The 26,000-nt window shown below is 38.1% G+C and carries 30 protein-coding genes; 1 reads left to right on the forward strand and 29 read right to left on the reverse strand.

Annotated features, from left to right (window positions below):
- Positions 1-16: 16 nt before the first annotated feature.
- Positions 17-820 (reverse strand): 4-hydroxy-tetrahydrodipicolinate reductase, encoded by an 804-nt coding sequence (gene dapB, locus DX933_RS10735; RefSeq protein ID WP_317843093.1) that lies wholly within the window; start codon positions 818-820, stop codon positions 17-19.
- Between the two features lie 28 nt (positions 821-848).
- Entirely contained in the window at positions 849-1,187 is a 339-nt protein-coding gene (locus DX933_RS10740) for a nucleotide pyrophosphohydrolase (RefSeq protein ID WP_123316434.1), read from the reverse strand.
- Between the two features lie 161 nt (positions 1,188-1,348).
- Here DX933_RS10740 and DX933_RS10745 point away from each other — a divergent pair, with 161 nt between their 5' ends.
- The gene (locus tag DX933_RS10745; protein ID WP_123316435.1) at positions 1,349-2,221 is read left to right on the forward strand and encodes a YitT family protein; all 873 of its coding nucleotides are present in this window, start codon (positions 1,349-1,351) and stop codon (positions 2,219-2,221) included.
- A gap of 123 nt (positions 2,222-2,344) precedes the next feature.
- Here DX933_RS10745 and DX933_RS10750 read toward each other — a convergent pair whose 3' ends face one another.
- The 27 genes from DX933_RS10750 to der form a co-directional block, all read right to left on the reverse strand.
- Positions 2,345-3,028 carry a zinc metallopeptidase gene (locus DX933_RS10750; RefSeq protein WP_123316731.1) on the reverse strand — a complete coding sequence of 228 codons (684 nt, stop codon included), beginning with the start codon at positions 3,026-3,028 and terminating at the stop codon, positions 2,345-2,347.
- A 63-nt stretch (positions 3,029-3,091) separates the two neighbouring features.
- Entirely contained in the window at positions 3,092-3,358 is a 267-nt protein-coding gene (locus tag DX933_RS10755; RefSeq protein ID WP_123316436.1) for a sporulation protein YpjB, read from the reverse strand.
- Positions 3,359-3,425: 67 nt separating this feature from the next.
- Entirely contained in the window at positions 3,426-4,004 is a 579-nt protein-coding gene (locus tag DX933_RS10760) for a DUF1405 domain-containing protein (protein ID WP_123316437.1), read from the reverse strand.
- A 212-nt stretch (positions 4,005-4,216) separates the two neighbouring features.
- Positions 4,217-4,996 carry a menaquinol-cytochrome c reductase cytochrome b/c subunit gene (locus DX933_RS10765; protein ID WP_123316438.1) on the reverse strand — a complete coding sequence of 260 codons (780 nt, stop codon included), beginning with the start codon at positions 4,994-4,996 and terminating at the stop codon, positions 4,217-4,219.
- 15 nt (positions 4,997-5,011) lie between these two features.
- Positions 5,012-5,686, reverse strand: coding sequence for a menaquinol-cytochrome c reductase cytochrome b subunit (qcrB, locus tag DX933_RS10770; protein WP_123316439.1), 675 nt, complete (start codon positions 5,684-5,686; stop codon positions 5,012-5,014).
- Between the two features lie 16 nt (positions 5,687-5,702).
- Positions 5,703-6,206, reverse strand: a complete 504-nt coding sequence (locus DX933_RS10775; protein ID WP_123316440.1) for a QcrA and Rieske domain-containing protein — start codon at positions 6,204-6,206, stop codon at positions 5,703-5,705.
- 167 nt (positions 6,207-6,373) lie between these two features.
- Positions 6,374-6,832 (reverse strand): YpiF family protein, encoded by a 459-nt coding sequence (locus DX933_RS10780; protein ID WP_123316441.1) that lies wholly within the window; start codon positions 6,830-6,832, stop codon positions 6,374-6,376.
- Positions 6,833-6,966: 134 nt separating this feature from the next.
- Complete coding sequence (locus DX933_RS10785) at positions 6,967-8,211, reverse strand: tetratricopeptide repeat protein (protein WP_123316442.1); 1,245 nt, start codon at positions 8,209-8,211, stop codon at positions 6,967-6,969.
- Positions 8,212-8,338: 127 nt separating this feature from the next.
- Entirely contained in the window at positions 8,339-9,628 is a 1,290-nt protein-coding gene (gene aroA, locus DX933_RS10790) for a 3-phosphoshikimate 1-carboxyvinyltransferase (protein ID WP_123316443.1), read from the reverse strand.
- Between the two features lie 17 nt (positions 9,629-9,645).
- Positions 9,646-10,746, reverse strand: a complete 1,101-nt coding sequence (locus DX933_RS10795) for a prephenate dehydrogenase (protein WP_190279492.1) — start codon at positions 10,744-10,746, stop codon at positions 9,646-9,648.
- Entirely contained in the window at positions 10,743-11,849 is a 1,107-nt protein-coding gene (gene hisC / locus DX933_RS10800) for a histidinol-phosphate transaminase (RefSeq protein ID WP_123316445.1), read from the reverse strand. Before hisC ends, DX933_RS10795 begins: the two co-directional genes overlap by 4 nt.
- A complete protein-coding gene (gene aroH / locus DX933_RS10805) occupies positions 11,846-12,226 on the reverse strand; it encodes a chorismate mutase (protein ID WP_123316446.1) in 381 nt (126 codons plus the stop codon). Before aroH ends, hisC begins: the two co-directional genes overlap by 4 nt.
- Before the next feature lie 56 nt (positions 12,227-12,282).
- Positions 12,283-13,362, reverse strand: a complete 1,080-nt coding sequence (aroB, locus tag DX933_RS10810) for a 3-dehydroquinate synthase (protein WP_123316447.1) — start codon at positions 13,360-13,362, stop codon at positions 12,283-12,285.
- On the reverse strand, positions 13,363-14,529 hold the full coding sequence (gene aroC / locus DX933_RS10815; RefSeq protein ID WP_123316448.1) for a chorismate synthase: 1,167 nt from the start codon (positions 14,527-14,529) through the stop codon (positions 13,363-13,365). It lies immediately after the preceding gene.
- Positions 14,530-14,665: 136 nt separating this feature from the next.
- Positions 14,666-15,439, reverse strand: a complete 774-nt coding sequence (locus tag DX933_RS10820) for a CheR family methyltransferase (RefSeq protein ID WP_123316449.1) — start codon at positions 15,437-15,439, stop codon at positions 14,666-14,668.
- Between the two features lie 64 nt (positions 15,440-15,503).
- Positions 15,504-15,950, reverse strand: coding sequence for a nucleoside-diphosphate kinase (ndk, locus tag DX933_RS10825; RefSeq protein ID WP_123316450.1), 447 nt, complete (start codon positions 15,948-15,950; stop codon positions 15,504-15,506).
- A gap of 85 nt (positions 15,951-16,035) precedes the next feature.
- A complete protein-coding gene (gene hepT / locus DX933_RS10830; RefSeq protein WP_123316451.1) occupies positions 16,036-17,007 on the reverse strand; it encodes a heptaprenyl diphosphate synthase component II in 972 nt (323 codons plus the stop codon).
- A gap of 203 nt (positions 17,008-17,210) precedes the next feature.
- Positions 17,211-17,918: a demethylmenaquinone methyltransferase gene (locus DX933_RS10835; protein WP_123316452.1), complete on the reverse strand. Its 708-nt coding sequence runs from the start codon at positions 17,916-17,918 to the stop codon at positions 17,211-17,213.
- A 4-nt stretch (positions 17,919-17,922) separates the two neighbouring features.
- On the reverse strand, positions 17,923-18,654 hold the full coding sequence (locus tag DX933_RS10840; protein ID WP_190279493.1) for a heptaprenyl diphosphate synthase component 1: 732 nt from the start codon (positions 18,652-18,654) through the stop codon (positions 17,923-17,925).
- A gap of 113 nt (positions 18,655-18,767) precedes the next feature.
- Positions 18,768-18,992: a trp RNA-binding attenuation protein MtrB gene (gene mtrB / locus DX933_RS10845; protein ID WP_123316454.1), complete on the reverse strand. Its 225-nt coding sequence runs from the start codon at positions 18,990-18,992 to the stop codon at positions 18,768-18,770.
- A gap of 129 nt (positions 18,993-19,121) precedes the next feature.
- Positions 19,122-19,394 (reverse strand): HU family DNA-binding protein, encoded by a 273-nt coding sequence (locus DX933_RS10850; protein ID WP_123316455.1) that lies wholly within the window; start codon positions 19,392-19,394, stop codon positions 19,122-19,124.
- A 477-nt stretch (positions 19,395-19,871) separates the two neighbouring features.
- Complete coding sequence (gene spoIVA / locus DX933_RS10860) at positions 19,872-21,350, reverse strand: stage IV sporulation protein A (protein ID WP_123316457.1); 1,479 nt, start codon at positions 21,348-21,350, stop codon at positions 19,872-19,874.
- Between the two features lie 346 nt (positions 21,351-21,696).
- A complete protein-coding gene (locus DX933_RS10865) occupies positions 21,697-22,419 on the reverse strand; it encodes a hypothetical protein (protein ID WP_123316458.1) in 723 nt (240 codons plus the stop codon).
- A 16-nt stretch (positions 22,420-22,435) separates the two neighbouring features.
- Positions 22,436-22,633: a DUF2768 family protein gene (locus DX933_RS10870; RefSeq protein ID WP_123316459.1), complete on the reverse strand. Its 198-nt coding sequence runs from the start codon at positions 22,631-22,633 to the stop codon at positions 22,436-22,438.
- 328 nt (positions 22,634-22,961) lie between these two features.
- Entirely contained in the window at positions 22,962-23,222 is a 261-nt protein-coding gene (locus DX933_RS10875; protein ID WP_123316460.1) for a stage VI sporulation protein F, read from the reverse strand.
- A 59-nt stretch (positions 23,223-23,281) separates the two neighbouring features.
- Positions 23,282-24,319, reverse strand: a complete 1,038-nt coding sequence (locus tag DX933_RS10880; RefSeq protein ID WP_123316461.1) for an NAD(P)H-dependent glycerol-3-phosphate dehydrogenase — start codon at positions 24,317-24,319, stop codon at positions 23,282-23,284.
- Between the two features lie 13 nt (positions 24,320-24,332).
- Positions 24,333-25,643 (reverse strand): ribosome biogenesis GTPase Der, encoded by a 1,311-nt coding sequence (der, locus tag DX933_RS10885; protein WP_123316462.1) that lies wholly within the window; start codon positions 25,641-25,643, stop codon positions 24,333-24,335.
- Positions 25,644-26,000 lie beyond the last annotated feature (357 nt).

Consider the following 26,000-nt stretch of genomic DNA (forward strand, 5'->3'; position numbering starts at 1 on the left):
CCTCTCTGTCAGATATTCAATCTAAATTTAAAATGTTTTCTAATCCATAGACGAGCTGCTCCAGGTTCATAACATGTTCAACACTTAAACGAATTCCATCCATAAAGGATTCTCGATGATGAGAGTCATGCTTAATGGTCAGTATTTGGCCGCTACCACCAAACATTACCTCCTGATGAGCGACTAAACCAGGCAAGCGTACACTATGAATATGAATGCCGTCGTCCGCTGCTCCTCTTGCTCCGGGAATCAGTTCAACTTCATCTGGATGCCCTTGCTGCTTATTATTTCTTGCTTCCTTTATGAGTTCAGCTGTTTTGATTGCAGTTCCAGACGGCGCATCCAGCTTTTGATCATGATGTTTTTCAATAATTTCTACATCCGGCAAATATCTTGCAGCCAGCTTGGAAAATTGCATCATTAAAACAGCTCCAATTGCAAAATTTGGCGCAATGATGCATCCTGTTTTATTTTCTGCGGCCAGTGCTTGCAATTCGGCAATTTGTTGCTCTGAAAAACCTGATGTCCCAACTACCGCACGTACATGGCTTTTTAGTGCGATTAATGTATGCTCAAATCCCGCATATGGCGTAGTTAAATCAATGAGAACATCTGGGTGAACAGTATGCATGCATTCTTCAGGATCCTCAAATATTGGAACATCTGAATTTGGAAGTGATGAGATATCAGTTAGCTTTTTTCCATTGTTCTTGCGATCGATACAACCCACCAATTGAAATTCTTTATTTTTCAGTACCATATTAACGGCTTCTTGTCCCATCTTTCCCCTGGGTCCAGCAATAATTATACGTATAGTCATTATATATTACTCCAGTTCTTGTTAGATTTTATTTGTTTTCTTTATGCGTCCAGCGGTTCTTATCACGTGTTTCTATTTTTGATATAGATGCTTCGAAGGCCTGAGATAAATCGATATCAAGTGAATTGGCAAAACATGTTAATACAAATATGACATCTCCAAGCTCTTCTTCGATTGACTTTTCTACTTCGCTTGATTTTTTTGGCTTTTCACCATAATAGTGATTAATTTCTCTGGCTAATTCTCCAGTTTCTTCGGTTAATCTAGCCATTAAGCTTAGTGGTGAAAAATAACCTTCTTTAAACTGAGATATGTAATCATCTACCCGTTTTTGAATTTGTTTGGTATTATAAAGTGGTGTGTTCAACTTGTAAACCCCTTCGGTAATCTATTTTCTTTTAATGTTAGCCAATTGACCACCATTTGACAAATTATTTATTCGATTAGGAAAGAATAATGAATGATGGTGTAAAAAAGATGAATGATGGGTACGGTTTTAAGGAAAGCTTTTGAAAGGAGGATATATAGATGATATTTGGTCTAAAAATAAAGAATACCTTTTTTATTCTGCTTGGTTCAGCAATTATGGCATTTGGTCTTGTTCATTTTAATATGCAGAATAATTTAGGTGAAGGTGGCTTTACCGGAATTACTTTACTACTTTATTTTGCTTGGAATTGGGATCCTGCCATTACGAATATTGTATTAAATATACCGGTGTTTTTTATCGGTTGGCGTTTTTTGGGAAGGAATACCTTTTATTATACAATCATTGGTACAGTTGCGGTTTCAGTCTTTTTAAGGATATTTCAAATCAAGCCGTTTCCTAACTATTTGCAGTCTGACATGACGTTAGCTGCATTATTCGCAGGTGTTTTCATCGGTGTAGGTTTAGGTATTATTTTTCGTTATGGTGGTACGACAGGCGGTGTAGATATCATTGCCAGATTAGTACATAAATATGTTGGCTGGAGTATGGGAAAGACAATGTTTCTCTTTGACTTTCTTGTCATCACAACATCTATATTCACCATGTTAGATTTGGTTGAGGGAATGTATACGCTGGTGGCTGTTTTTGTCGGTGCCCGGATTATTGACTTCATTCAGGAAGGTGCCTATTCAGCTCGTGGTGCAACCATTATCTCCATTAAAAGCAATGAAATAGCTGAAAAGATAAATATAGAGATGGACCGTGGCGTGACCGTCTTAGCTGGTCGAGGCAGCTATACTGGTGAACAACGGGATGTACTCTATTGTGTCGTAGGTAGAAATGAGATTGTTAAGTTAAAAAATATTATCAACGCAATTGATCCACATGCATTTGTAGCGATGAGTTCAGTACATGATGTATTAGGTGAAGGCTTTACGTTCGATGAAAATAAGAATCCATTAAAGGATTAAAAAAGGATGACTGTGATCCAACATCGGCACCACTTGGTGTAATTGGATTACTGTCATCCTTTTTATTTATATTTATCACAGATTAACTGGCTGTAAGCCCCCACTGATTGAAGTTTCACTTTATTAGTCTCTGCTTGATGCGTAAATCATAATAAAACGTGCAAGTTCCGCAACCGCCACTAGTGCGGCAGCTACGTAGGTCATTGCAGCAGCACTGAGAACTTTTTTCGTTTCTCTTTCCTCATCATTACGAATGATACCAGTAGATACAAGCTGGGTCATGGCCCTGCTGGACGCATCAAACTCAACAGGAAGCGTGACGAGTTGGAATAAAACAGCAGCTGACATGAAAATAATACCAACTAACATTAACTGATGAAGTGATGAAAAAATCATTCCAGCAATGATTAAGTAAATTCCTAATCTAGAGCCTATATTGGCTACCGGAACAATTGTACTTCTAAATTTCAAAAAGGCATAGCTTTCCTGATCCTGTAGAGCATGTCCAACTTCATGGGCGGCAACAGCAGATGATGCCATCGATTGACCATGGAAATTATTACTGGAAAGGCGTACCACCTTTTGTCGAGGATCGTAGTGGTCTGAGAGAACACCACCTGTCTCTTCCACAGGAACTTCGTATAATCCATGATCATCTAAAATCTTTCTGGCAACCTGTGCTCCAGTCATCATTGAGGATGTAGGAACCTTTGAATATTTTCGATAGGTTGATTTTACCTTGGACTGTGCCCACAAGGGAATAATCATTAAAATAGCCACATAGATAAGATAGCTACTGAAACTCATCATCTTCCATTCCTCCAAAATTATAATAACGCTCTAAGGTCAATTATAGTCAAAAATGATGCATCAGTCTACGTTTTTGTTCTCTTGCTCAAACTTTTTTTGTTCACCTTTATATTTTCTCCAGCTGACGTAAGATAAAGTAAGCCCAATGCAGCCACCGACTATTACAATAATCCAAAGAAATGGTGCCATGTCCATTTGTTTTGAGTTGGTTTTCGCTGATTCTACGGCTGCAAATATTTCTGTAGGATAAAGCAGCGATATAATCAGCAAGATCATTATGATCCAAGTATGGAATGTTCTTATTTTATTCCATATATTCATTCTCATGCATCTGTCACTCCATATACGCTCATTTACTTCAATATATGAAATGTTTGATGTTTATATAACAATTTTACAGGTATTGCTTTTGTTTCTTAACTGTTAATACATAAGCAATCCAGATTGATAAAACACTTAGCCAGAATGTGAAATATCCTATCTCTTGCATATATTGTGTTAAGGAAGAGTAAATTGGCATCATACCAAAGACATAATCAATCACATCATTATGTAATGTCCATATACCTGCTACAACGAGATGGCGCATTTTTATTTTATAAAAAGGAGCATAAAGTAACCCTTGTATCGCCATCGCTCCGTGAGACACAATTAGCATATAAGCTTCCCATGGTAATGGCCCAGAGGTAAAATAAGTTAAAATATTCATCACCACTGCCCAGACCCCGTATTTGAATAATGTGATGATAGCTAGTGCTTCAATATATGGAGTGTTTTTTCCGAATAAAAAAAACAAAAGAAAAATAGTAAAAAACAAGCTTGCTGTAGGACTATCTGGCACAAATGGCAGAAAAATAGGAGGTGTAATGGCAAGCTGATGTTCATACCAAATAAAACCATATATTGTACCAAATAAATTCACCATAAATAAGAAAAACAAAAACTTTTTGTCAATCAGCAAATATTTAAACATATTTAACACCTTTCATACATGTGGGATGCGTTGTAATGGTTATTTTGATGCTTTAGACAGTTTTGCCAATAATAATCGTTCTTAGAATGATAGAACCCCTGAAAAGGAAGGATAGGTATATTTACGCGATGCATTGCTAAGCTTTACGCTTTGTGTATGCATAAATAAAAAAAACAGCACCTTCGCCATCAAGGGAAAAGGTGCTGTTTATATTATTCTGCTGCTTGTTCATTAACGGATAAGATAAACTCAACCAGTTGATCAAGCTCTTCGTCAGATCCTTCAAACATACCAGGAGGCATGCTGCCAATTCCATCATGTGCAATTTGAGCAATTTCCTCAGCTGAATGTTCCATTCCAATTAACGTTGGAGCAGCTGCAGAACCTTCTAAAGAGTCACCATGACAGGACATACAGTTACTTTCGTAAATAGCATATCCCGGATCAGTCGTGTCGATTTCTACTTCTGAAGCAGGAATAGGCTTATTCGCTTCAGCACGGGCTTCCCAATCAACTGCGGAAGCAGATTCGTAAGTTAGCCACATGGTAGCAGCTAGTCCAAGTAGCATCATACCTACTGCAATTGGACGTTGGTGTGGTCGACGTCCTGGTCCATTATCAAGAAATGGAGCAAGTAACAAACCACCAAAAGCAAGTCCTGGAATAACTAGAATACCAAAAATAATATATTGACTACTTGCAAATTTATATTTCAATAATTCATACAAGAACAGGAAGTACCAGTCTGGCAATGGTACATAAGCACCGTTTGTCGGATCAGCAACACCTTCAAGTGGTGCTGGATGCGCCAATGTTAAGCTTAGGAAACCTGCCAGAAATACAGCACCTACTAGCCACTCCTTCAATAAAAAGTTGGGCCAGAAAGCTTCTGTTCTTCCGGGATATTCAGAATAGTCTTTAGGTATTGCGGATTTGCGTTCGGCGGAAATACGTGAATCGCCGACAAATTTCATTCCTTTACCCTTTTTCACAGCTTTCCCTCCTTTTTATAGTGGACCAGAGATACCTTGTCTACGGATTAAGATAAAGTGAACTGCCAGTAATGCGAATAGTGCCCCCGGCAAGAAGAACACATGAATTGCAAAGAAACGTGTCAAGGTTTGTGCCCCAACAATATGATCGCTTCCTGCTAATAATGTTTTCAGATAATCACCTATAAATGGAACTTGTTCTGCGATTTCAAGACCTACTTGTGTTGCAAAGTAAGCCTTGTTATCCCAAGGCAGTAAATATCCGGTAAAGCCTAAGCCGAGCATTACAAAGAATAATAGTACACCTACCATCCAGTTTAACTCACGAGGCTTTTTATATGCTCCCTGGAAAAATACGCGCAATGTATGTAATAACAGCATAACAATAACCACACTGGCACCCCAATGGTGCATACCTCGAACAATTTGTCCGTGGGCTACCTGTGTTTGCAGGTAATATACGGATTTCCATGCATTTTCAATATCTGGCACATAGTACATCGTTAAGAACATACCGGATAGTATTTGGATAACAACTACGAAAAAAGTTAATCCACCAAAGCAATACACAAAAGCCGAGAAATGATGTGCCGGGTTAACATGTTCAGGAACCTCATGATCTGCTATATCCCGCCAAATTGGCGTAATATCTACACGATCGTCGATCCAATCATAAATCTTCTGTAGCATAAATGATTACGCCTCCTTATCTAGGTTTTGCATCACCCAAGTATAGTATTCCATTTTCTACTTTTTGATCATATACATGTAAAGGAGCTAATGGAGGTGTACCGGGAATGTTTGTACCGTCTTTTTCATAACGTCCATTGTGACACGGACAGAAAAATTCATTTGGATAATTGTCGCTACCTTCCCAGGATACAACACAGCCAAGGTGTGTACAAACTGGAGAAAGTGCTAAAATTTCATTTTTATCATCTTTAAATACCCATGCAGACCGGCTTACCTTGGACTCGTACCAGCCGTCTACCTGATCCACTTTCCAATCAACACGCTGTGGCGTGTCAGTAATATCATCAACAGATAAACCTACATTTGCGTAGTCACCTGCTGTAGAAGGCTGCAATACTGGATCTACCGCCATTCTTAACATTGGAACGAGCATACCAGCAGCCATGAAACCACCCACACCTGTTAATGTGTAGTTAAGAAATTGTCTTCGGGACACCTGCTGCTTTTTTTCACTCATGATTTTCCCCCCTCTTTACGTTTCGTTCACGGACATCATTTTTTAGAAAACATATTACTAGGACAATATCATGATAGCGTAAACTATCTTTACGGTCAATCAATATTACTAATTGTGGATAAAGTTTTTTTGCTTCTCCTTATTAATTTGTCCATAATTATCTTTTTTTACCAAAATGAACGAATTAATTCACTTACTTGTGCGACTTGATCTGTAATTAAGTGATGGGTTTCGGATGCATGCACGTCTCCACTTTGAATACTTGGGAACCATAGTAAATTACCTGTAAGATCTTTTTCGCATTTTTTCCAAGCAGGGTCAAAGGTTAAGAAAATGAAATTTGTGAATGGTTGGGTTTCCATGTTTTGTACCCAGGTATTCAAACGTTTTACTTCCACTTCCTGCTCCAATGGCTTTACGTAATAATACGGTGGTATCAGCATAACTCTTCCACTTAGTTCCTTTTCGATTTCGCCGGCAAAGATAGTTGCAACCTCTGCTTGAAATGCTAACTTCTTCATCTCTGCATCTGCAGAAAAGTGAAATGGAATTAAGGGAATGATGATGGTATCCACAAATTCCTTTGCTGGGATGTATTGTTCCATATGATTACTACTATATTTCATATAATCGTCATTCCTCCAGTTAATTAAACATGTTGATTTATCTTGTATCTGCATAAATATTATCGTATTTATATGCAGAAAATCAACCCTTTCCCTTCCAGTTGAAGGAAGGGAAAAGGAGGATCAAACAGGATTTAAGCATCCATCCGTTCTACGTATTCAAGTGTTTCCGCATCTTCTGGAATAATCTGCAAGTATGCTTTTAACAATGCTAAACCATCTTCCTTCTTCCCATCCTCAATCAAAAAGTAGCCATATTCTTTTAAAAAGTCGCTATCTTTATCAAGTACTACATATGCCTCTTGATAATATTTAGCTGCTTCAGCATAGTCTTCCAGCTCATTGTAGGCGCGGGCAAGCTCCCAATCATAAATAGAATCATCTGAACCAGTTAGCTTCATATCTTGAATGAGTTCTATGACTGCATCATGGTTTTCCTTATCTTTAAATATCTGTATTAAAAATAATATCGCTTCTTTATAGTCGGGATCCAAATCAATGGCTCTGCGGATATATTCCTCCCCCTCATGAGGATTGTCCAATTTAAATAACAATGTACCAGCAAGATAATAAAGTTCTTTATTATATTCATTGTGATCAATGCCGGCTTTTGCAGTTTGATATGCTTCTTGCACCCATTCTTCTTCATCATACACTTTCGCCAAATGATAGTAGACAGCATAATAATAGGGATCGATTTCAATTGTTTTTTCCCAAGCTTTGATGGCTAAATCATTACGACCTGCACGTGATGCGGTTAGTCCAAATTTAAAAAGTAACGCAGGGTCTTCACTATCAATCTGCAAGAAACAATCAAGCGCCTTTTCATATTGTCCAATGGCTGCATATGATTCTGCTAATCGGTCGATAATCGTGACATCGGCAATTTTTGGCGACTGTACTTTGAGATAATATGTGATTGCTCGTCCGTAATCAGCGATGGAAAATAGTAATTCAGCCAGTGCAAAATCAATTATCTCCTCATCTGGTGCAAGATTTCTTGCTTCAGATAGCTTCTGCTCTGCCACCTCATATAACCCCTGTGCTTGATATAAATCAGCTAGTTGCAGCAATGCTGGAACATATGCATCATCTCCCGGAGAAATTCGATGTAGCAGTTCCAATGCGTTATCATCTTGATTCATCTCAGTATATAATTGAGCAAGCATCATTAATAGCTCGCTTTCTTCGGGGTATATATGGATGAGCGGCGATAGAACGGATAGTGCCTCCTCGTAAAATCCCCATTGCATATAAATATCTGCAATTGTAAACTTCTCATCATCTGTTGCATGATCAAGAGATTGTTTCAATATAGATAAAGCATTTTCTGTATCATTGTTTTCTAGTAATTGCATTGCTTTCGTTAATTCATTCATACTTCTCACCCTTCCAACAATCAAAATCCTGCAAATAAATTTTACCGATGAAATGCCTAGTTGTAAAATATGTGAATTATTATGCATATAAAACCCCAGAAGCTACTTCCTTCTGGGGTCATTCGTTTTAAGATTGAATACTTGCTAAGTCTTGGAAGAAATTCGGGTATGAAATAGCTGTGGAAGAAATATCATCAATGATAACTTCCTCTGTTGCAATAAGTCCTGCAACCGCGGCCATCATGACAATTCGATGATCATGATAGGATGAGACTTTACCACCGTGCAGGGTTGTACTTCCTTGAATAATCATTCCATCTTCTAAAGTGGTGATGTGTGCACCAAGTGTTGTTAATACATCTGCAACAGCTGCAATCCGATCTGTTTCCTTTACACGAAGTTCTGCAGCATCGCGGATAATGGTTTCTCCTTTTGCCTGTGTGGCCAATAAGGCAATAACAGGAATTTCATCAATCAATCGAGGGATGATATCCCCTTCTATTATTGTACCTTGTAACGCTGCATGGTTTATTGTAAGGCGACCAAATTGTTCCCCGGCTTTCTCAGATACTTGATCAATGATCACATTTGCACCCATTGCTTCTAGTACTTCTAGAATACCGGAACGGGAGAAGTTGATGCCAACTTGTTCTAATACAATGCTACTATGTGGAACAACTGCTCCTGCAGCAAGAAAGAAAGCAGCAGAAGATATATCCCCGGGCACATGAACATCGACAGGTTGCAATGCCTGTTTAGCTTTTATGGTTATTTGTTTTTGGTTAATTAATATATCTGCACCAAATGCCTGAAGCATATTTTCTGTATGGTCACGGGTTAAGGCTTTCTCTGTTATTTTCATTTCACCTTCACTTATTAAGCCCGCTAATAGCAGTGCGGATTTTACTTGTGCACTTTTGACAGGAAGTTGATAGTCAATTGCTTTCAATTTAGACCCGCGTATTGCTAACGGTAATAAATTACCTTTATCACGACCATCTATATTAGCCCCCATTTGGCGTAATGGTTCAACGACACGATTCATGGGGCGTTTGGATAAAGAAGAATCTCCGTGGACAACAGTGAAAAAAGGTAGCCCTGCTAGTAATCCAATCATCAATCTAGCAGTCGTACCTGAATTTCCAAAATAAATGGGTGTCTCTGGTTCCTGAAGTGCTTCAAGCCCGCCACTTTCAACAAAGACAGTTGTTCCACTTCTTTGAATATGCACGCCCATTGCTTGAAACGCGGCAATGGTACGTAAGCAATCTTCGCTTTCCAAAAAATTGGTAATGGTTGTTTTTCCTTCTGCCAGAGCTGCAAAAATAATGGCACGATGTGAAATTGATTTGTCTCCTGGAACCGCAATTGTGCCGGATAGCGGTTTACATATGGACTGAATTATTCCTTCCTTCATCCACCTTCACTTCCCTCTTAGTTTTCAATCATAACTTCATAACCATGGTGTTGGAGTAATGCGTGACTCTTGACTAACTGTTCCTTTGTAGAAAATGTTAGACGAAGTGCACCTGTCATTCGTTCGCGTATTTCTAAAATTTGTATATTTACAATACTAATCGCTTCGGTTGCTAATATACCTGTAACAGCAGCTAGCGCTCCCGGTTGGTCCGTGATATCAACATATAAATCATAGAATGCTGGTATGGCTCCTCTTTCTTGTTGGCCCAAACCATCTCGATATTCTTTCGCTTGCTCAAGATAAGCGATTGTTTTTTCCTTGTCATTGTATTCTAGTAAACCCCTAAGTGAAACCATTTCCGTAATCCATTCATCCAGCAGTTGCGTCATTTTTTCCCGGTTATGATAAAAGATATCTTGCCACATTGTTGGATTGCTAGAGGCAATTCGTGTAATATCTCTAAAACCACCTGCTGCTAGTTTTGGTAAATAAGTATGTGTTTTCTCCCACTTTTTTGCCTGATGTACTAAGGAAGATGCAATGAGGTGCGGGAAATGGGAAACAACCCCAGTCATTTCATCATGTTCATTCGGTTGCAGTACAACGAAATTACTTTTTAACGGTGCCAATAATTCCTTCATCTGCTGTAAAATCACATCTTGACAATTATGAGTTGGAGTAAGCACGTAAATGGCGTTTTCAAATAAATGGGCTTTTGCTGCTTGTACACCCTTTTTATGCGAACCAGCCATTGGATGTCCACCGATGAAAGTGATTTTTTCGTTTGTCAGGCTATTTGCAGTAGCCAAAATGGAGCTTTTCACAGATGCAACATCAGATACGATGACTTGCTTATCTAGTGTTAACTCATTAAGTTCTCCCAGTAACCGAATGGTTGCAGAAATGGGAGCTGCTAAAAAAAGAACATCAGCTTGCTTGGCAGCCTCGGGAAAATTGGTGGTAGCTTCATGAATGATATGATGTTGAATCGCATAATCAAGCGATGCTTCATTCGTATCATATCCAATTATATAATTTTGGTCAGATTGGATTAACCCTTTTGCAATGGAACCGCCAATTAGTCCCAGCCCCGCAATAACGATCGTCTGTTTCACAATGTTGTCTCCTCAAAAATTTGTTCATGTAATAAAGTTAGCAACTGTTGAAGTTGTTTCATATCATCTGCTGTGCCAATGGTAACCCGAATTGTATTTGGATATCCTAACAATTCGCCCGGACGGACGATAAAGCCACGTTCCAAAAGAAATTGAAATGTGTCCATCCCACTTATTGGGGTCGACACCAGTAAAAAGTTTGTATGGGATTCAAAATATTTCCAGCCGAGCTTTGTTAAAAACTGCTCAAACGATTCTTTTGTTTCTTTATTTAATTTTACAGTTTTATCAATGAATGATGTATCCTTCAAGGCAACCATTGCAGCCTTTTGGGAAAGGCTTGTTGTATTAAAAGGAGGTCTGGCAATATTAATCTTGTCAGCAATTTCTTTTTTTGCAATACCATAACCGACGCGGAACCCTGCAAGACCATATGCTTTCGAAAAAGTTCTAAGCACAATTAAATTGTCATATTGATTTAATAGTTCAATAGCCTGAACATCATAATTTGTTGAAACAAATTCTATATATGCTTCATCTAAAACAACTAATGTGTCTTTCGGGCAAGTATCCATAAAATGAATTAGTGATTTACGATCTATTAATGTTCCAGTAGGGTTATCTGGTGAGCATAGCCAAACAACAGCTGTTTGTTTATCGATAGCGTGTAGCATACCATTCAGATCATGCTTCCCGGAAATAGTTGGTACTTCCCGAATTTCAACACCTTCAATTAAAGCATTATGACGATATTGTGGAAAGGTACCTGCTGCCATCACCGTATTGGAAGACGGATATAGCATGGAGCGGCATATCATTTGAACAATTTCATCTGATCCACTACCAAATACGAGCTGATCTTGCTCCACTTGTAATCGATCCGCAACAGCGTGACGCAATTCACCAGCATAACCATCAGGATAGAACTCCATTTCGAAATTCCCTGATGATAACATTTTTTTAACTTCCTCCGAATAGCCATAAGCATTTTCATTCGAAGCAAGCTTCACGATTCGATCTAATTGATAAAGTTTTTTTACTTCGTCAATTTGCATGCCTTGTTTATAGGGCTTTAATTGCTGTAATATCTCTTTTCCAATCATCGATTATTCACCGCTTTTTCTGTTAAGTCTGGACGGAGCTGAATGGCACCGTGATGAAATATATGTTTTATATCCTGTTGGTGAACAGTGGTATTGACAACCATCATTACCCGGATACATTTATCTAAACTGTTTGGTACCTCTATTTCTTTCATGCACATAACTGGGACAAAGGTCCAGTTGGGTAATTGTCGTAAAGCTTTTGCTGGAAATACAGCATTTAAATCAGCAGTTACCGAGATAAATACGTGAGAAATCATATCTGGTGTCACTTGGTTTTCCGCTACCATTTCTTCGATTAATTCTTTCGTGCGGGTAATCATTTCATCTGCCTGATTATGTTCTACTGTTGTTGCGCCGCGTAATCCGCGTGTCATCTAATCACCTGCTCTCCGTCGAATATATAAAAATATCTGAATTTATTTTTGATAAACTATCTTAGCAAGGACGAATATAAGGATAAAAAGGATTCGATATAAACCCGCATATGATGATCATCAATTTTTACAGCCAAAGGCTTCCCTACTTCTTCCAGCAATACCATCTGAATCACTTGATGGCTCGTTTTTTTATCCTTCTTCATCGTTTGAATGATCTGCTCAACCGACAATGACACCTCCATAATAGGATAATCATTCTGAACCATCCAGTTATAAAAGGCATCCATCGGCAATTCACTTGATAAATGTTTTTCACTTACATGTAATGCAAACAATAAACCAATTGCTACTGCTTCACCATGAGTAAGCTTGCCATAGCCAAGCAAAGTTTCCAATGCATGACCGAAAGTATGGCCAAGATTAAGATACATACGAATACCGTTTTCTTGTTCATCCTGCTCAACAATATGTCCTTTAATTTGTACACCTTTTTTCAGATGAGCAATTAAAGCTTCGTTTTGGACTTTTGTAAGCTTTGTTTCAAGCAGTTCTTGGAATAATATTGGATTTGCAATTAATGCTTCCTTCATAATTTCTGCATAACCAGAACGCCATTCCTTCGTTGGTAAGGTTGACAATGTCTCTACATCATAAATGACCATTTGTGGGGAATAAAAACTACCAATGAGATTTTTACCAAGTTGGTGATTGATAGCGACTTTTCCGCCCACACTACTATCGTGTGCCAAAATGGTTGTCGGAATTTGAATATAATCTATACCACGTAAAAAAGTAGCAGCGACAAAGCCGGCCAAATCACCAACAACACCTCCGCCTAATGCTAGAATGAGTGATTTTCGATCCAGACCATTTTGTATGGCTTTCGTTTGTAATTGATGATATGCTTCCATATTTTTGGATGCTTCCCCTGCTGGGATAATTTCAGTGAAAATACGGGGATGATCTAGTGATTGTACCAGATCATCTAAGTAAATTGCAGCTACATGCTCATCTGTTATAACGAAAACAGATGAATATGATTTTTGTAATAGATCGTTAATCCCATAGCGGATTCCTTCCCCAATATAAATTGGGTAAGAATGGGTCTGTGACTGAATCATAGTTTTATGCAATTAAAAACACCTGATTTCATTACGGTAGTCATCCATTGCTTGCTTTAATACTGGGAATTGATCACTTGGGAATTGTTCTGTAATCGCTTTTGCGATTTCGAATGCAACTACATGCTCCATCACGACAGCTGCAGCTGGTACAGCGCAGGAATCAGATCGCTCGATGCTGGCTTGGAACGGTTCCTTCGTTTCAATGTCCACACTTTGTAATGGTTTATATAAAGTTGGTATGGGTTTCATAACCCCTTTTACGACAATTGGCATCCCAGTTGTCATACCACCCTCGAATCCACCTAATCGATTGGTTTTTCGGTAGTATCCTTTCTCTTCTGACCACGCAATTTCGTCATGTACTTCACTTCCATTACGTCTAGCTGCTTCAAAGCCAATGCCAATCTCTACACCTTTATAAGCATTAATACTCATAACTGCTCCAGCAATTTTACTATCTAACTTTCGATCAAAATGTACGTAAGATCCTAGCCCGGCTGGGACTCCTTCTACATAAACTTCTGTGACACCACCAATTGAATCGCCATCTTTTTTCGCTTGATCAATCGCATCCATCATTTGCTGTTCAACAGATTTATCGAGTGTTCGCACGGGTGAAGCTCTTGATATATCAATTCGTTCTTCCATAGATAATGATTCATTTTCAGCAGCATGTATTCCGGCAATTTCTTTTACATAACCGCAAATTTCAATTCCGAGCTGTTTCAGTAATGATTTAGCAACAGCGCCAGCAGCTACTCTGGCAGCGGTTTCTCTTGCAGAGGAACGTTCCAGTACGTTTCTCATGTCACGGTGCCCATATTTTAATGCTCCATTTAAATCAGCATGGCCAGGTCTCGGTCTAGATACAATTCTGCGTAGCTTCGTGTCCTCAGGAATTGGATCTTCCCCCATTATATCTGTCCAATGTTTGAAATCATCATTACTTATCACTAAAGTAATTGGGGAACCTAACGTATAGCCATGTCTTACACCGCTTGCAATATCGACGAGATCCTTTTCAATTTGCATACGTTTTCCGCGTCCATGCCCTTTTTGACGCTCCAGTAATGAATCGTCAATATCTTCTTTCAATAAAGGCATATTTGCGGGTACACCTTCAATAATTGTAGTAAGTTGTTTGCCGTGTGATTCTCCTGCAGTTAAGTAGCGCATTTTTCTCCCCCTAAATATAATTGTTTATTACTATATCACATCTGATTTTACTTTTGTTATTATTCTTTTAATTAATCTGGATAATCTGAGATTAAAAAAACTTCTATCAGAGATGCTTGATAGAAGTAAGCGCATACTATTTTTTTTGATAGAAAAATGTTTCTGTCAGTTTAAATCGATATGTTTCTGGGTGGAATATTTGTTCTGTGCTTCCAACAAATAGTACACCCTCATCAACTAATGCTTGGCTAAAATGCTGATAAATACTTTTTTTGGCTTGTTCTGTAAAGTATATAAGAACATTTCTGCAAATTATAATATGCTGTTGACTTGGATATGTATCTGCTAATAGATTGTGTCTTTTAAAGACAATTTCTTTTTTTAACGCTGGATCAATCGTATATAGCCCATTTTTTTCATTAAAATATTTTTTCTTCCAGGCTTCTGGCAGCTCTTTTAATGCTTGTTCCCGATAAATCCCCTGCTTTGCTTTTTCAAGCACACCTTCATCCAGGTCTGTTGCGATAATGCGAAAGGAAACTTGCGGAAAGTGTTCTCGCATAAGCATTGCTATACTGTATGGTTCTTCACCTGTTGAACAAGCTGCACTCCAAATTGAGATGCTCGTATGTTGTTTGACAATCGCAGGAAGGATATCATTCTTCAATACTTCCCAACGTTTGGGATTTCGATAGAACTCTGAAACATTAATAGTTAGTCGGTCAATAAATTCATTCATTAAAATTGGGTTATTCTCTAACCCTAAAAAGTACGCTTGGAAGCTGTGAAAACCCCGCTTATCCCGTAAGGAAGTTAAACGACGTTTCATTTGTGCCTCTTTGTATAGGGAAAGATCAATTCCTAGCTTCTGTTTCACTTTAGAAATAAAATCTGCATACTCTACTGGCATTGTCCTACCTCTTTTACATATGTAGATGAAAAAATGCCCCCGTTCTAACGGAGGCGGTTATGATTTAATAAATCCAAGCTGTGTCTTGCTTCTCATAGGAAATTAATTCTTCCGGTTGGAAAAATAGACCAATTTCTCTTTCTGCACTTTCAGCTGAATCCGAACCATGAATAACGTTCTTTCCAACTGTTACACCGAAATCACCACGAATTGTTCCTGTAGCGGCTTCAGATGGATTCGTACTACCCATCATATTACGTGCAGTCTTTATCACGTTCTCACCTTCCCATACCATTGCAAATACTGGTCCGGAAGTAATAAAGTCAACCAATTCACCGAAGAATGGGCGTTCTTTATGTTCACCATAATGTTCCTTCGCCAATTCATCAGAAATTTGCATTAGCTTTGCGCCAGCTAATTTAAAGCCTTTAGACTCGAAACGATTTGTGATTTCTCCAATCAAATTACGTTGTACACCGTCTGGTTTTACCATTAAGAATGTTTTTTCCATATTTACACCTCTTTGATTATGTATTGTTCATCAAATATGCAACCTTTTTGATTTTACCAAATTACCTTAAAAATAACAATCATTGCTACATTCTTCTCTTGCCAATATACATCGCGATCTGCTGAAGTGTAGCCTTTGGTTTGCTATTTGGAAATGGTTCAATGGCTGCCATTGCTTTTTGCAAATAGCGGTCACTCATTTGATAGGATTTTTCAATTGCTTTTAATTCTTTTAAATGCGTAATTAAATCGGTAAGCTCCCCAGCATTTATTTTATTCGGATGCTTAAATAAATTACTCAGCCTTTGCTCAAATGCTTTGTCTTCCCGTGCAATTAGTATTGGCAGTGTGATATTACCTTGGATTAAATCATTTCCTGCTGGTTTCCCCAGTTGTTTTTCGGAAGAAGTAAAATCTAGAATATCATCAATAATTTGATACGACATGCCAATAAAATAGCCATATCGATACAGCATGTGTACCTCATAATCAGGTAGTCCAGCAGAAATCGCACCTAATTTACAGCTGGTAGCGATTAATAATGCTGTTTTTCGCTTTATTCGACGTAAATATACCCGTAGATTCTGTCTTAAGTCATATTTATCTTTAATCTGTTCTATCTCACCTATGCAGACCTCTACAATCGCTTTTGACAGCGTATCATGTATGGCAGGCTCTTTGATCTCAGCGATGTTCTCTAGTGCTCTTGCCAGAATATAATCACCAGTATACATCGCCACCCGATTATCATATTGATGGCGAATGGTGAGTTCTCCTCTGCGTAGCTCAGCATCATCAATTACATCATCATGAACAAGTGTTGCCATATGGATGAGTTCTAAGGAAACTGCAATTGAATTGACCTTCTCTCGATTAAAGTCACCGAATTGTCCAGAGAGCAAAACAAAAACAGGACGAATTCGTTTTCCTCCTGCCTTTAATAACTGCGTCGAAGCATTTCGCAGAACAGGGTGCTCTGCTTGAATAACCTGCTGCAAGGCTGTTTCAATTATTTCCAAGTCTTTTTTTAAATACGTATATGTTTTTGCTAGTTTCATGCAGTTCACCTTTTTTATTACGTGTTCAAAAACTCCATACAAATGCACATCCTAGTCTGCTTCTGAAGAAATAATAAATAATGCGGTCACATGTACAAATAAGAGTAGGCTGACAGTCCCTGATCATGGATAGATGAAAGGACTGCAGAGCATTTAAGCAATTCATTATTTTTAAACCCGTATATAATTTCTTTTCATGATTCCTATTGTTTATATCCCATATGCATTGCAGCAACACCCAGGGTATACGATTTGACATCTACCTGCTGAAATCCTGCTTCTAAAAACATGTTTTTCAGTTGATGCTTATCAGGAAATTCTTTTGCAGATTCATGTAGCCATGCATACTCTGAATAGCTTTTGGCAAATAGTTTTCCAAAAAAAGGCATGACAAATCGAAAATATAAATAATATCCTTGTCTGAAGCCAATAAGCGTTGGTTGGGATGTTTCCAAACACACCACTTTTCCACCCGGCTTTACAACACGATACATTTCTTTTAAGACCGTCATATAGTCAGGTACATTTCTAAGTCCGAACCCAATTGTAACGTAGTCAAATTGGTTATCTTCAAATGGTAGTTCCATTGCGTTACCATGCATGAAACGAAGCTGCTTTACATGCATATGTTGCTGTTTTCCTTCTGCTACACTAAGCATATTTTTGCTGAAATCCAGACCAATAACACTACCAGTCTCGCCAGTAGCTTCTGCAAGTGAAAAAGACCAGTCTCCTGTTCCACAGCAAACATCTAATGCTTTAGCACCCTTTTGGACTTGCATACGCTTCATGACGTCTTTTCTCCATGCTTTATGTCTTTGGAAGGAGATAATAGAATTCATCGAATCATAATCGTCATATATTTTTTCGAACACGTGATGCACGCGTTCTTCTTTTGATTGCTCCGACATCGTTTTACCCTTCTCCCAGTTTAATAGCTTTTAGTTGTTGGCTGAAATAAGCCTTTATTTTTATGAAGTTTGATGGCAGTGAGGTTAATTCCAAATCTGCATCCTTCATGAGTGAATCCAAGTATTCCTGACGCTTATAGGCAGGTTCATCAACGATGGGGTGAACACTGTTTTCTAATGGGTGATTCGCTTTCCAAAGTAAAGCTACTTTTTCAGCAAAATCATTCATCTCTGTAAAACCAACAAATTCAGCTACATGTATGATAAGTAATGATTCCATACGCTTTAACATCTCAAATAACTCTAAAGGAGATTGATATTCTTTAAAATAGACATGCATTTTCAATTCATTGATTTTTTTAATGGCTGATGCCAATGTTTGAATCAGTTTAAAGTCTCTTGTCTCTGATAATAATAAATAATACAAACCACTATAATAATCGCCTGCAAGTACAGTCAATTGATTGGTTACTGCTTCCGGAGAATGCTCGGAAAGATTTGGATCATCAACGACTTGATCATGCGCATCCAATGCTATTTGAATAAGCATCGTCGTCGTAACAATCGTTTCTAATCTGCTTTCCGGGACATGAGCCTGTTTTAAAATAGAATACAATATAAATAACGTATAATCATTAATTTCAGGAGTTTGGACAAACTGATTTAAATATGTATGTTTCATCCGATTTTCTATTATATTTTTTAGATGATTGATTTCTCTATTTAATTCTTGCAACATAATCACCTTTGCTCTATTCGTATTCCGTTATGCTTTGTTATTATAACATAGATAGGTGTAGCAGGATATGACGGAAAGCTGGAAAAAAAGACCGCAGAACAAATAAGTGATTAGTCGTTTGTGATCTCACCATGGCTTGTTTGTATAAGTGCCTTACCTCTAATTTTAACTGCTGAAGTATGCTCTGTAAATTGGGCTATCATAATTTCTCCCTGATCCAATTTTTCAGCATGATGGAAGCGTGTATCCGTTCCTCGGGTTAAGCCAATCACATTGACCCCATCTTCCAACGCTTTAATTACAAAAAAATCCGATTTTGCAGCCGATGCTTCCATAAGATTCACTCCCAGTCGATGTACTTTCTTTCAATATGACCTATTCTTTGAACGATGTCAAAACAGATGAATCGAATGCAAAATAAAAAGGGTGCGATTGAACGCACCCTATATGGCCCTATGTACAGATTATTTTACACTGTCTTTAAGGGCTTTACCTGCTTTGAAAGCAGGAACTTTGCTAGCTGCAATTTCGATCTCTTCCCCAGTTTGTGGGTTACGACCCTTACGAGCAGCACGTTCACGTACTTCAAAGTTACCGAAACCAATTAACTGTACTTTTTCACCTTTGCTAAGTGAATCCATGATAGCTTCGAAAACTGCATCTACAGCTTTACCAGCATCTTTCTTAGATAGTTCGCTTTTGTCAGCTACTGCGTTAATTAAGTCTGTCTTGTTCATGATATTCACCTCCTCCCAGTTAATTTTAATCGACATTGGAACAAATCATTTCACAATCATTTGTTCACCATATTGCCATCTTTTATACAAGGTTGCTACCAAATCATTGGTAACAAGGCTTATATTAACTGAGTTCGGCATAAAATTCAACAATTTTTTAGCTATTTCTTAAAAAATGTCTACTATTTGCGGATTTTTAGTTGAAATCCTGTTCCTGCCAGACAGCTAATGGCTTGTACAATATTTGTACACAATAAATATATACGACATGGTTTTTCATTTTCCTTCCGTCCAACTTCATTTTAACGGAAAGAGTTATTGACTGAATCTTATCTTGAATAAATGATGGTCGTCCAGCGGTTGTCGGATGATGAACAAACTGCAAATATTGAAATCAACAAAAAACACGATGCCTCCTGATGCACCGTGTTTTTCAAAAGTCTCGTATTTCATGTTTTCGAGAGCCTTGCATGTTCATTATAGGATGATGGCAATCAGTCCACCAGAGCCTTCATTGATGATTCGTTCTAGTGTGTCTTTTAGTTTATATCTGGCATTTTCAGGCATGAGTGAAATTTTTGCTTGAATTCCTTCCCTTACGATAGAGTTTAATGACCTACCAAAAATATCAGATTCCCATATGGATAATGGGTCTTCTTCAAAATCTTGCATTAAATACCGAACCAATTCTTCACTTTGCTTCTCTGTACCGATAATTGGGGCGAATTCGGATTCAACCTCCACCTTAATCATGTGGATAGATGGTGCTACCGCCTTTAATCTTACACCATAACGTGGGCCTTGGCGTATAATTTCCGGTTCATCCAACTCCATATCCTCCAGGGTCGGTGCAGCAATTCCATAGCCCACTTGTTTCACCATTTGCAACGCACCTGCAACCTGATCGTATTCTCGTTTTGCATGTGAAAATTCCTGCATAATCTCCAGTAAATGGTCTTTTCCTCTAATCTCTTCCCCAACAATCTCTTTTAAGACATCATCATAAAGATGATTTGGGGCATGCAAATCAATTTCTGCGATTCCCTCTCCCATTTCCATACCGGCAATATTTGCGCCATCAATATATTCGTAGTCCGTAAAGGATTGGACAATTTGATCCACATCTCGTAGTCTGCGAATGTTTTTAACAGTAGCCTGAATGGCTTCCTGATAGCTGTCCTTCAACCAATGATTTTCACGTAGTACCATTACCCAGCTTGGTAAATTAACATTCACTTCTAATACAGGAAACTCATACAGTGCTTCCCGCATGACATTATATACATCGTGTTCTGTCATAGATTCTACGCTCATCGATAACACAGGAATGTCATATTGTTCTGCTAAATCCTGTCGAAGCTGCTCCGTCTGATCGCTATTCGGTCGAACAGAATTAACAATCATAATAAATGGTTTTCCAACCTCTTTTAATTCTTCAACTACTTTTGCTTCCGCATCTTCATATTCTGAACGAGGAATTTCACCAATTGTACCATCCGTAGTTACGACGACACCGATAGTAGAATGTTCTTGGATTACCTTCCTCGTACCAATTTCGGCAGCGTCGTGAAAAGGAATAGGATCCTCATACCAGGGCGTATGGACCATTCTAGGGCCGTTTTCATCCTCGAAGCCCTTAGCCCCCTCTACAGCATATCCAACACAGTCTACTAGCCTTATATTAACTTCTAATCCATCTTCTACATTCACTGTGACTGCTTGATTGGGAATGAATTTCGGTTCAGTCGTCATAATTGTCTTTCCTGCAGCACTTTGGGGTAATTCATCATGTGCTCGTGCGCGTTCACTTTCATCCACAATATTCGGTAGTACCAACAGCTCCATCATTTTTTTAATAAAAGTAGATTTTCCTGTCCGGACTGCTCCCACGACGCCTAAATAAATATCTCCATTCGTCCGTTTCGAAATATCTTTAAAAATATCAATTTTCTTCAAGCGATCCCCTCCCGATCTCACTTACAATTGTTATCTTCATGCTACGAATAATTGACATTACAAGTCTATGATGTTGTCCTATTTAAATATGACTGTTTATGTAAAAAGGATGATATTATTTTTAAAGGAACGGTTGCAATACTATTATCTCGTTTGTCTAAGCATGGATAACAATGAATATATCCTAATTACATGACGGGTATGTCAGACATTAAAGGCTAATTAATGCTTTATCCATATTTGGATATTACCAAGTAACCACCCATCTATCATGACAAAAAAGCACACTTGCAATAATATATGCTGCAAGTGTGCTTTTATGTTGGATATTTATATCCTGAATATACTATTTTTTCATGAAAACAGGTTCCCCATCTTTAATGGTATATGGAAAGGAATAAGCGGGTAAAAATGGTGTGTTTTCAGCGATGATGTAGCGAATGTCATCACCGGTTTCATAAGGATTTTCAAAATCCTTTATAGCCTGATTCAAGTCAATACGGTAGTCAACAAAAAGATTACCTTCCACATCCATAATGATTGGTAAATTATTTTTTGTATACGGACTTGTTACATAGGGTGCCTGTTTCAAGCCAAGCTTTTTAAAGTCTATTTGAAAAATATTCCCTTCAATCTTATCGCCAAATGGTGGATATAAGTGTTTATTTCGATAAATATTTAACTTAGTATGAACGCTTCGAATTTGTTCTGTCATACGCAAGTCAATTAGTTTCACTTGTGGATTGTTTTCGGGATCCAAGATAGCATATTGATAAACTCCTCCATTTTCATATGCATTACCAGGGATCGTTTGCAGTGTATTACTTTCTCGTAGCAAGGAAAAATCAACTAAATATTTTTCAAATATAGGTGTATCATTATCCTTCGTTTTAATAGGTAAAATCCCTTGGTTTTTTTCCTGATATGCTTCCACAGCATGTTGAACCATTGCTAACTGTTCTTCATTAGGCGATTGATTTTTTTCCAATTCGTTCTGTGGATACATACAGCCGCCAAGCAAAGATATAACAAGGATTATTCCTGATAATTTCAATAAAGTGTGCTTCATTATTTATCCTCCTAGCCTATACTCCTGTTGGGCCACTGAACACAATATATAATATAATTAAGCCGCCTAGTATCAGGCAGATAAAGCCAAGTATATTTATGATAATGGCTAGGACACCATTTAATTTACCACTTAAAAATTTCAAACCCAATGCAAGAAATAACAATATCATTCCAGCAAAGGAAACCCACATTTTTAACATTGATAAAGACATCTTTCATCTCACCTCTGCTTTTCGAAATGGCTTGTAAAAACATGATTATGTAGTGTTTATTTGATATGCTTTTTAGTAATAACTCCAATTGAACGATAAAATGACCCTTCCGTATTATATCATAGGATGGGGTCAAGATTGTAAGGAAATCTTTCTATGATTGAAGTAATGGTTACTGAATGTCATAAAAAAGAAGCCGGAATAAAAGGGGCAATTTTTATTCCGGCTCGACTAAATAACACCCACAGCAACTCTATCCATGAATGCTTCTGCGTTTTATTGTATGCGGGTTAGCAAGCATTTGCATCCTCATCAGCCCAGCCTTTTGCTACTTTTTAAAAAGCTGACTTAAGGACTGCATATCATGGGGCATTTTATTATTCGTGATCGACTGGACAATTCGATCCTCTTTTTCTTTTGTCAATGGTTTATTTGCCATTCGAGCTAATTGGCGAACAAGATTTCGGACCGTACGTTCATCCGAAAAATCAGCATGCTTTACAGAATCAGCGACCTGATAAATATCACCTGGTTTCATATTTGTATTCTGTTGGATTTTTTTAAACACATTGCTGCGATTTTGATTCACTTATTCTCCTCCTTGCTGCATGAATTCAACATATTATATGCAGCAATGGATAAATCGTGTTACTTCGTATAACGGTTCCGCAGCAGTGAAGCTAAATCATCCATTTCTTCGCGTTTGTCGCGATTCATAAGCTGCTCGACAACATCCTTTGGTGATTTGTCTTCAAACAAAATTTGATATATCCCCGTTGTAATTGGCATTTCGACATTTTCCGATAATGCAAATTTATAGGCTGCCTTTGCTGTTCGCACTCCCTCAACTACCATTCCCATTTGTTCGAGAACCTCATCCAATTTACGTCCTTTACCGAGTAAATTTCCAGCCCGCCAATTCCGGCTGTGTACACTTGTACAGGTCACTATTAAATCACCGACACCTGGAAGACCTAAGAAAGATAACGGGTTGGCACCTAAAGAAGTTCCCAGCCTGGTAATTTCCGCTAAACCACGCGTAATTAAAGCTGCCTTTGCATTATCACCATAGCCAAGACCATCGGAAATACCTGCGCCAAGGGCAATAATGTTTTTTAATGCCCCGCCTAGTTCAATTCCAATTAAGTCTTTACTTGTATAGACTCTGAACGAATCATTAAAAAACAAATCCTGCGCGAATTTTGCATGTTCTTCATTTAAAGAAGATACAGTTACAGTCGTTGGTTGGCGTTTGGCAACCTCTTCTGCATGGCTTGGTCCAGATAAGACGACAATATCTTCGTAGGTTATCTTGGTCATTTCTTCACTTATCATTTGTGAAACGCGCTTCAATGTACCAGGCTCAATACCTTTAGATGCATGAATAATGACTGCAGAATCTGGCATTATCGAATCAAGCTGAGCACAAACATCCCTTATGGCTTTTGTTGGAACAACTAGAACAATCGCTTCTACACCCTTTACTGCTTCTTCCATTGAGTAAAATGCCTTTATTTTTTCGGGTATCATAATTTCAAGATATTTTTCGTTTTTATGTGTCGTATTAATGGTTTCTGCTTGTTCTTTGCGATGAGACCATAGACGCACATCATGTCCACAATCTGCTAAGACGATACTTAACGCTGTTCCCCAGCTACCCGCTCCCAAAACTGCTACAGTAGACATAATAAATTCCTCCTTATTGCCTCTTTCTTGCAAAGATTTTAATCGGTGTTCCAATAAAACCAAAAGCATCACGAATTTTATTTTCTAAAAAACGTTGATAAGAAAAATGCATGAGCTCAGGCTCATTTACAAATATGACAAAACTAGGTGGCTTGGTAGATACCTGAGTCGCATAAAGTACCTTTAATCTCCTGCCTTTTATCGTAGGTGTTGGGTTCATTGCAATGGCATCCATAATGACGTCATTCAAAACATTAGTTGGTATTCTTTTCACATGGTTTTCACTGGCCATGTTTACTGCAGGCAGAAGCGTGTGCAACCGTTTTTTCGTTTTAGCTGAAAGAAAGACTATTGGTGCATAATCTAGAAATTGAAAATGTGCCCTAATATTTGCTTCAAAATCTTTCATCGCTTTTTCATCTGAAGCAACGGTATCCCATTTATTTACAACAATAACAATTGCTCTTCCTGCATCATGTGCATAACCAGCAATTTTTTTATCTTGCTCTCGTATTCCTGTATCAGCGTCGATTAATACAAGAACGACATCTGATCTTTCTATTGCTTTTAGTGCGCGTAACACACTATATTTTTCTGTCGTTTCATATACTTTACCGCGTTTTCGCATACCAGCTGTGTCAATGATGACATAATCTTTATCGTCCCGATGCAAATGTGTATCAACCGCATCACGCGTCGTTCCTTCTATATCACTAACAATGACACGATCTTCATTTAAAATAGCATTAACGAGCGAAGATTTACCAACATTTGGTCGTCCGATTAAACTAAAATGAATGGTGTCTTCACTTTCTTCTATCGGTTCATCCGTAGGAAAATGACGAACCACCTCATCCAGCATATCACCTAAGCCAAGTCCGTGCGCTCCTGAAATAGGAAAAGGTTCCCCAAAACCAAGTGAGTAATATTCATAAATTTCATCACGCATTTCAGGATTGTCTACCTTATTTACCGCCAACACAACAGGTTTGTTGGAACGAAATAATAATTTGGCTACTTCTTCGTCTGCACCCGTAATACCTTCCTTTGCGTTAACGATAAAAATAATAACATCCGCCTCATCAATTGCAATTTCGGCTTGCTGGCGGATTTGCACCAATAGTGGTTCATCGCCAATATCTATTCCACCAGTATCAATTAAGTTAAATTCAGTGGCTAACCACTCACCCTGTGCATAAATTCTATCCCGTGTAACACCTGGTTTATCCTCAACAATTGAAATTCGCTCGCCAACAAGACGATTGAAAATGGTTGATTTTCCTACATTCGGTCTTCCAACAATTGCTACAACAGCTTTTCTCATGAAAGGTACATCCTTTCCTTTATATCATTAACTTTTTTCACGGATTAACTGGCTGTAAGTCCCCCACGTCAAGAATTATAGTTGATCACAAGCATTGTAAGTGGGGGATCAACAGCCAGTAAAGGCCTGATTGGTTCAACTAACAATCAGTGGGGAAAGTGCAAAAACCCCCCCCTGATTGAAGTTTCACTTTATTATTCTAGCAAATGTGACCAAGATAAACAATTTTAAGTTGTGGCCACTAGGCTATCTATAGACGCTTTTAACGTACTTCTTATCTTAAATGATACTTGAATGAATGATGGAAAGCGAATCTGCCATATTTGGACTGATCATGATTCGCATGTTATTTCACGA

It is taken from the genome of Ornithinibacillus gellani, from assembly GCF_003730295.1.
GTDB lineage: Bacteria > Bacillota > Bacilli > Bacillales > Amphibacillaceae > Ornithinibacillus_A > Ornithinibacillus_A gellani.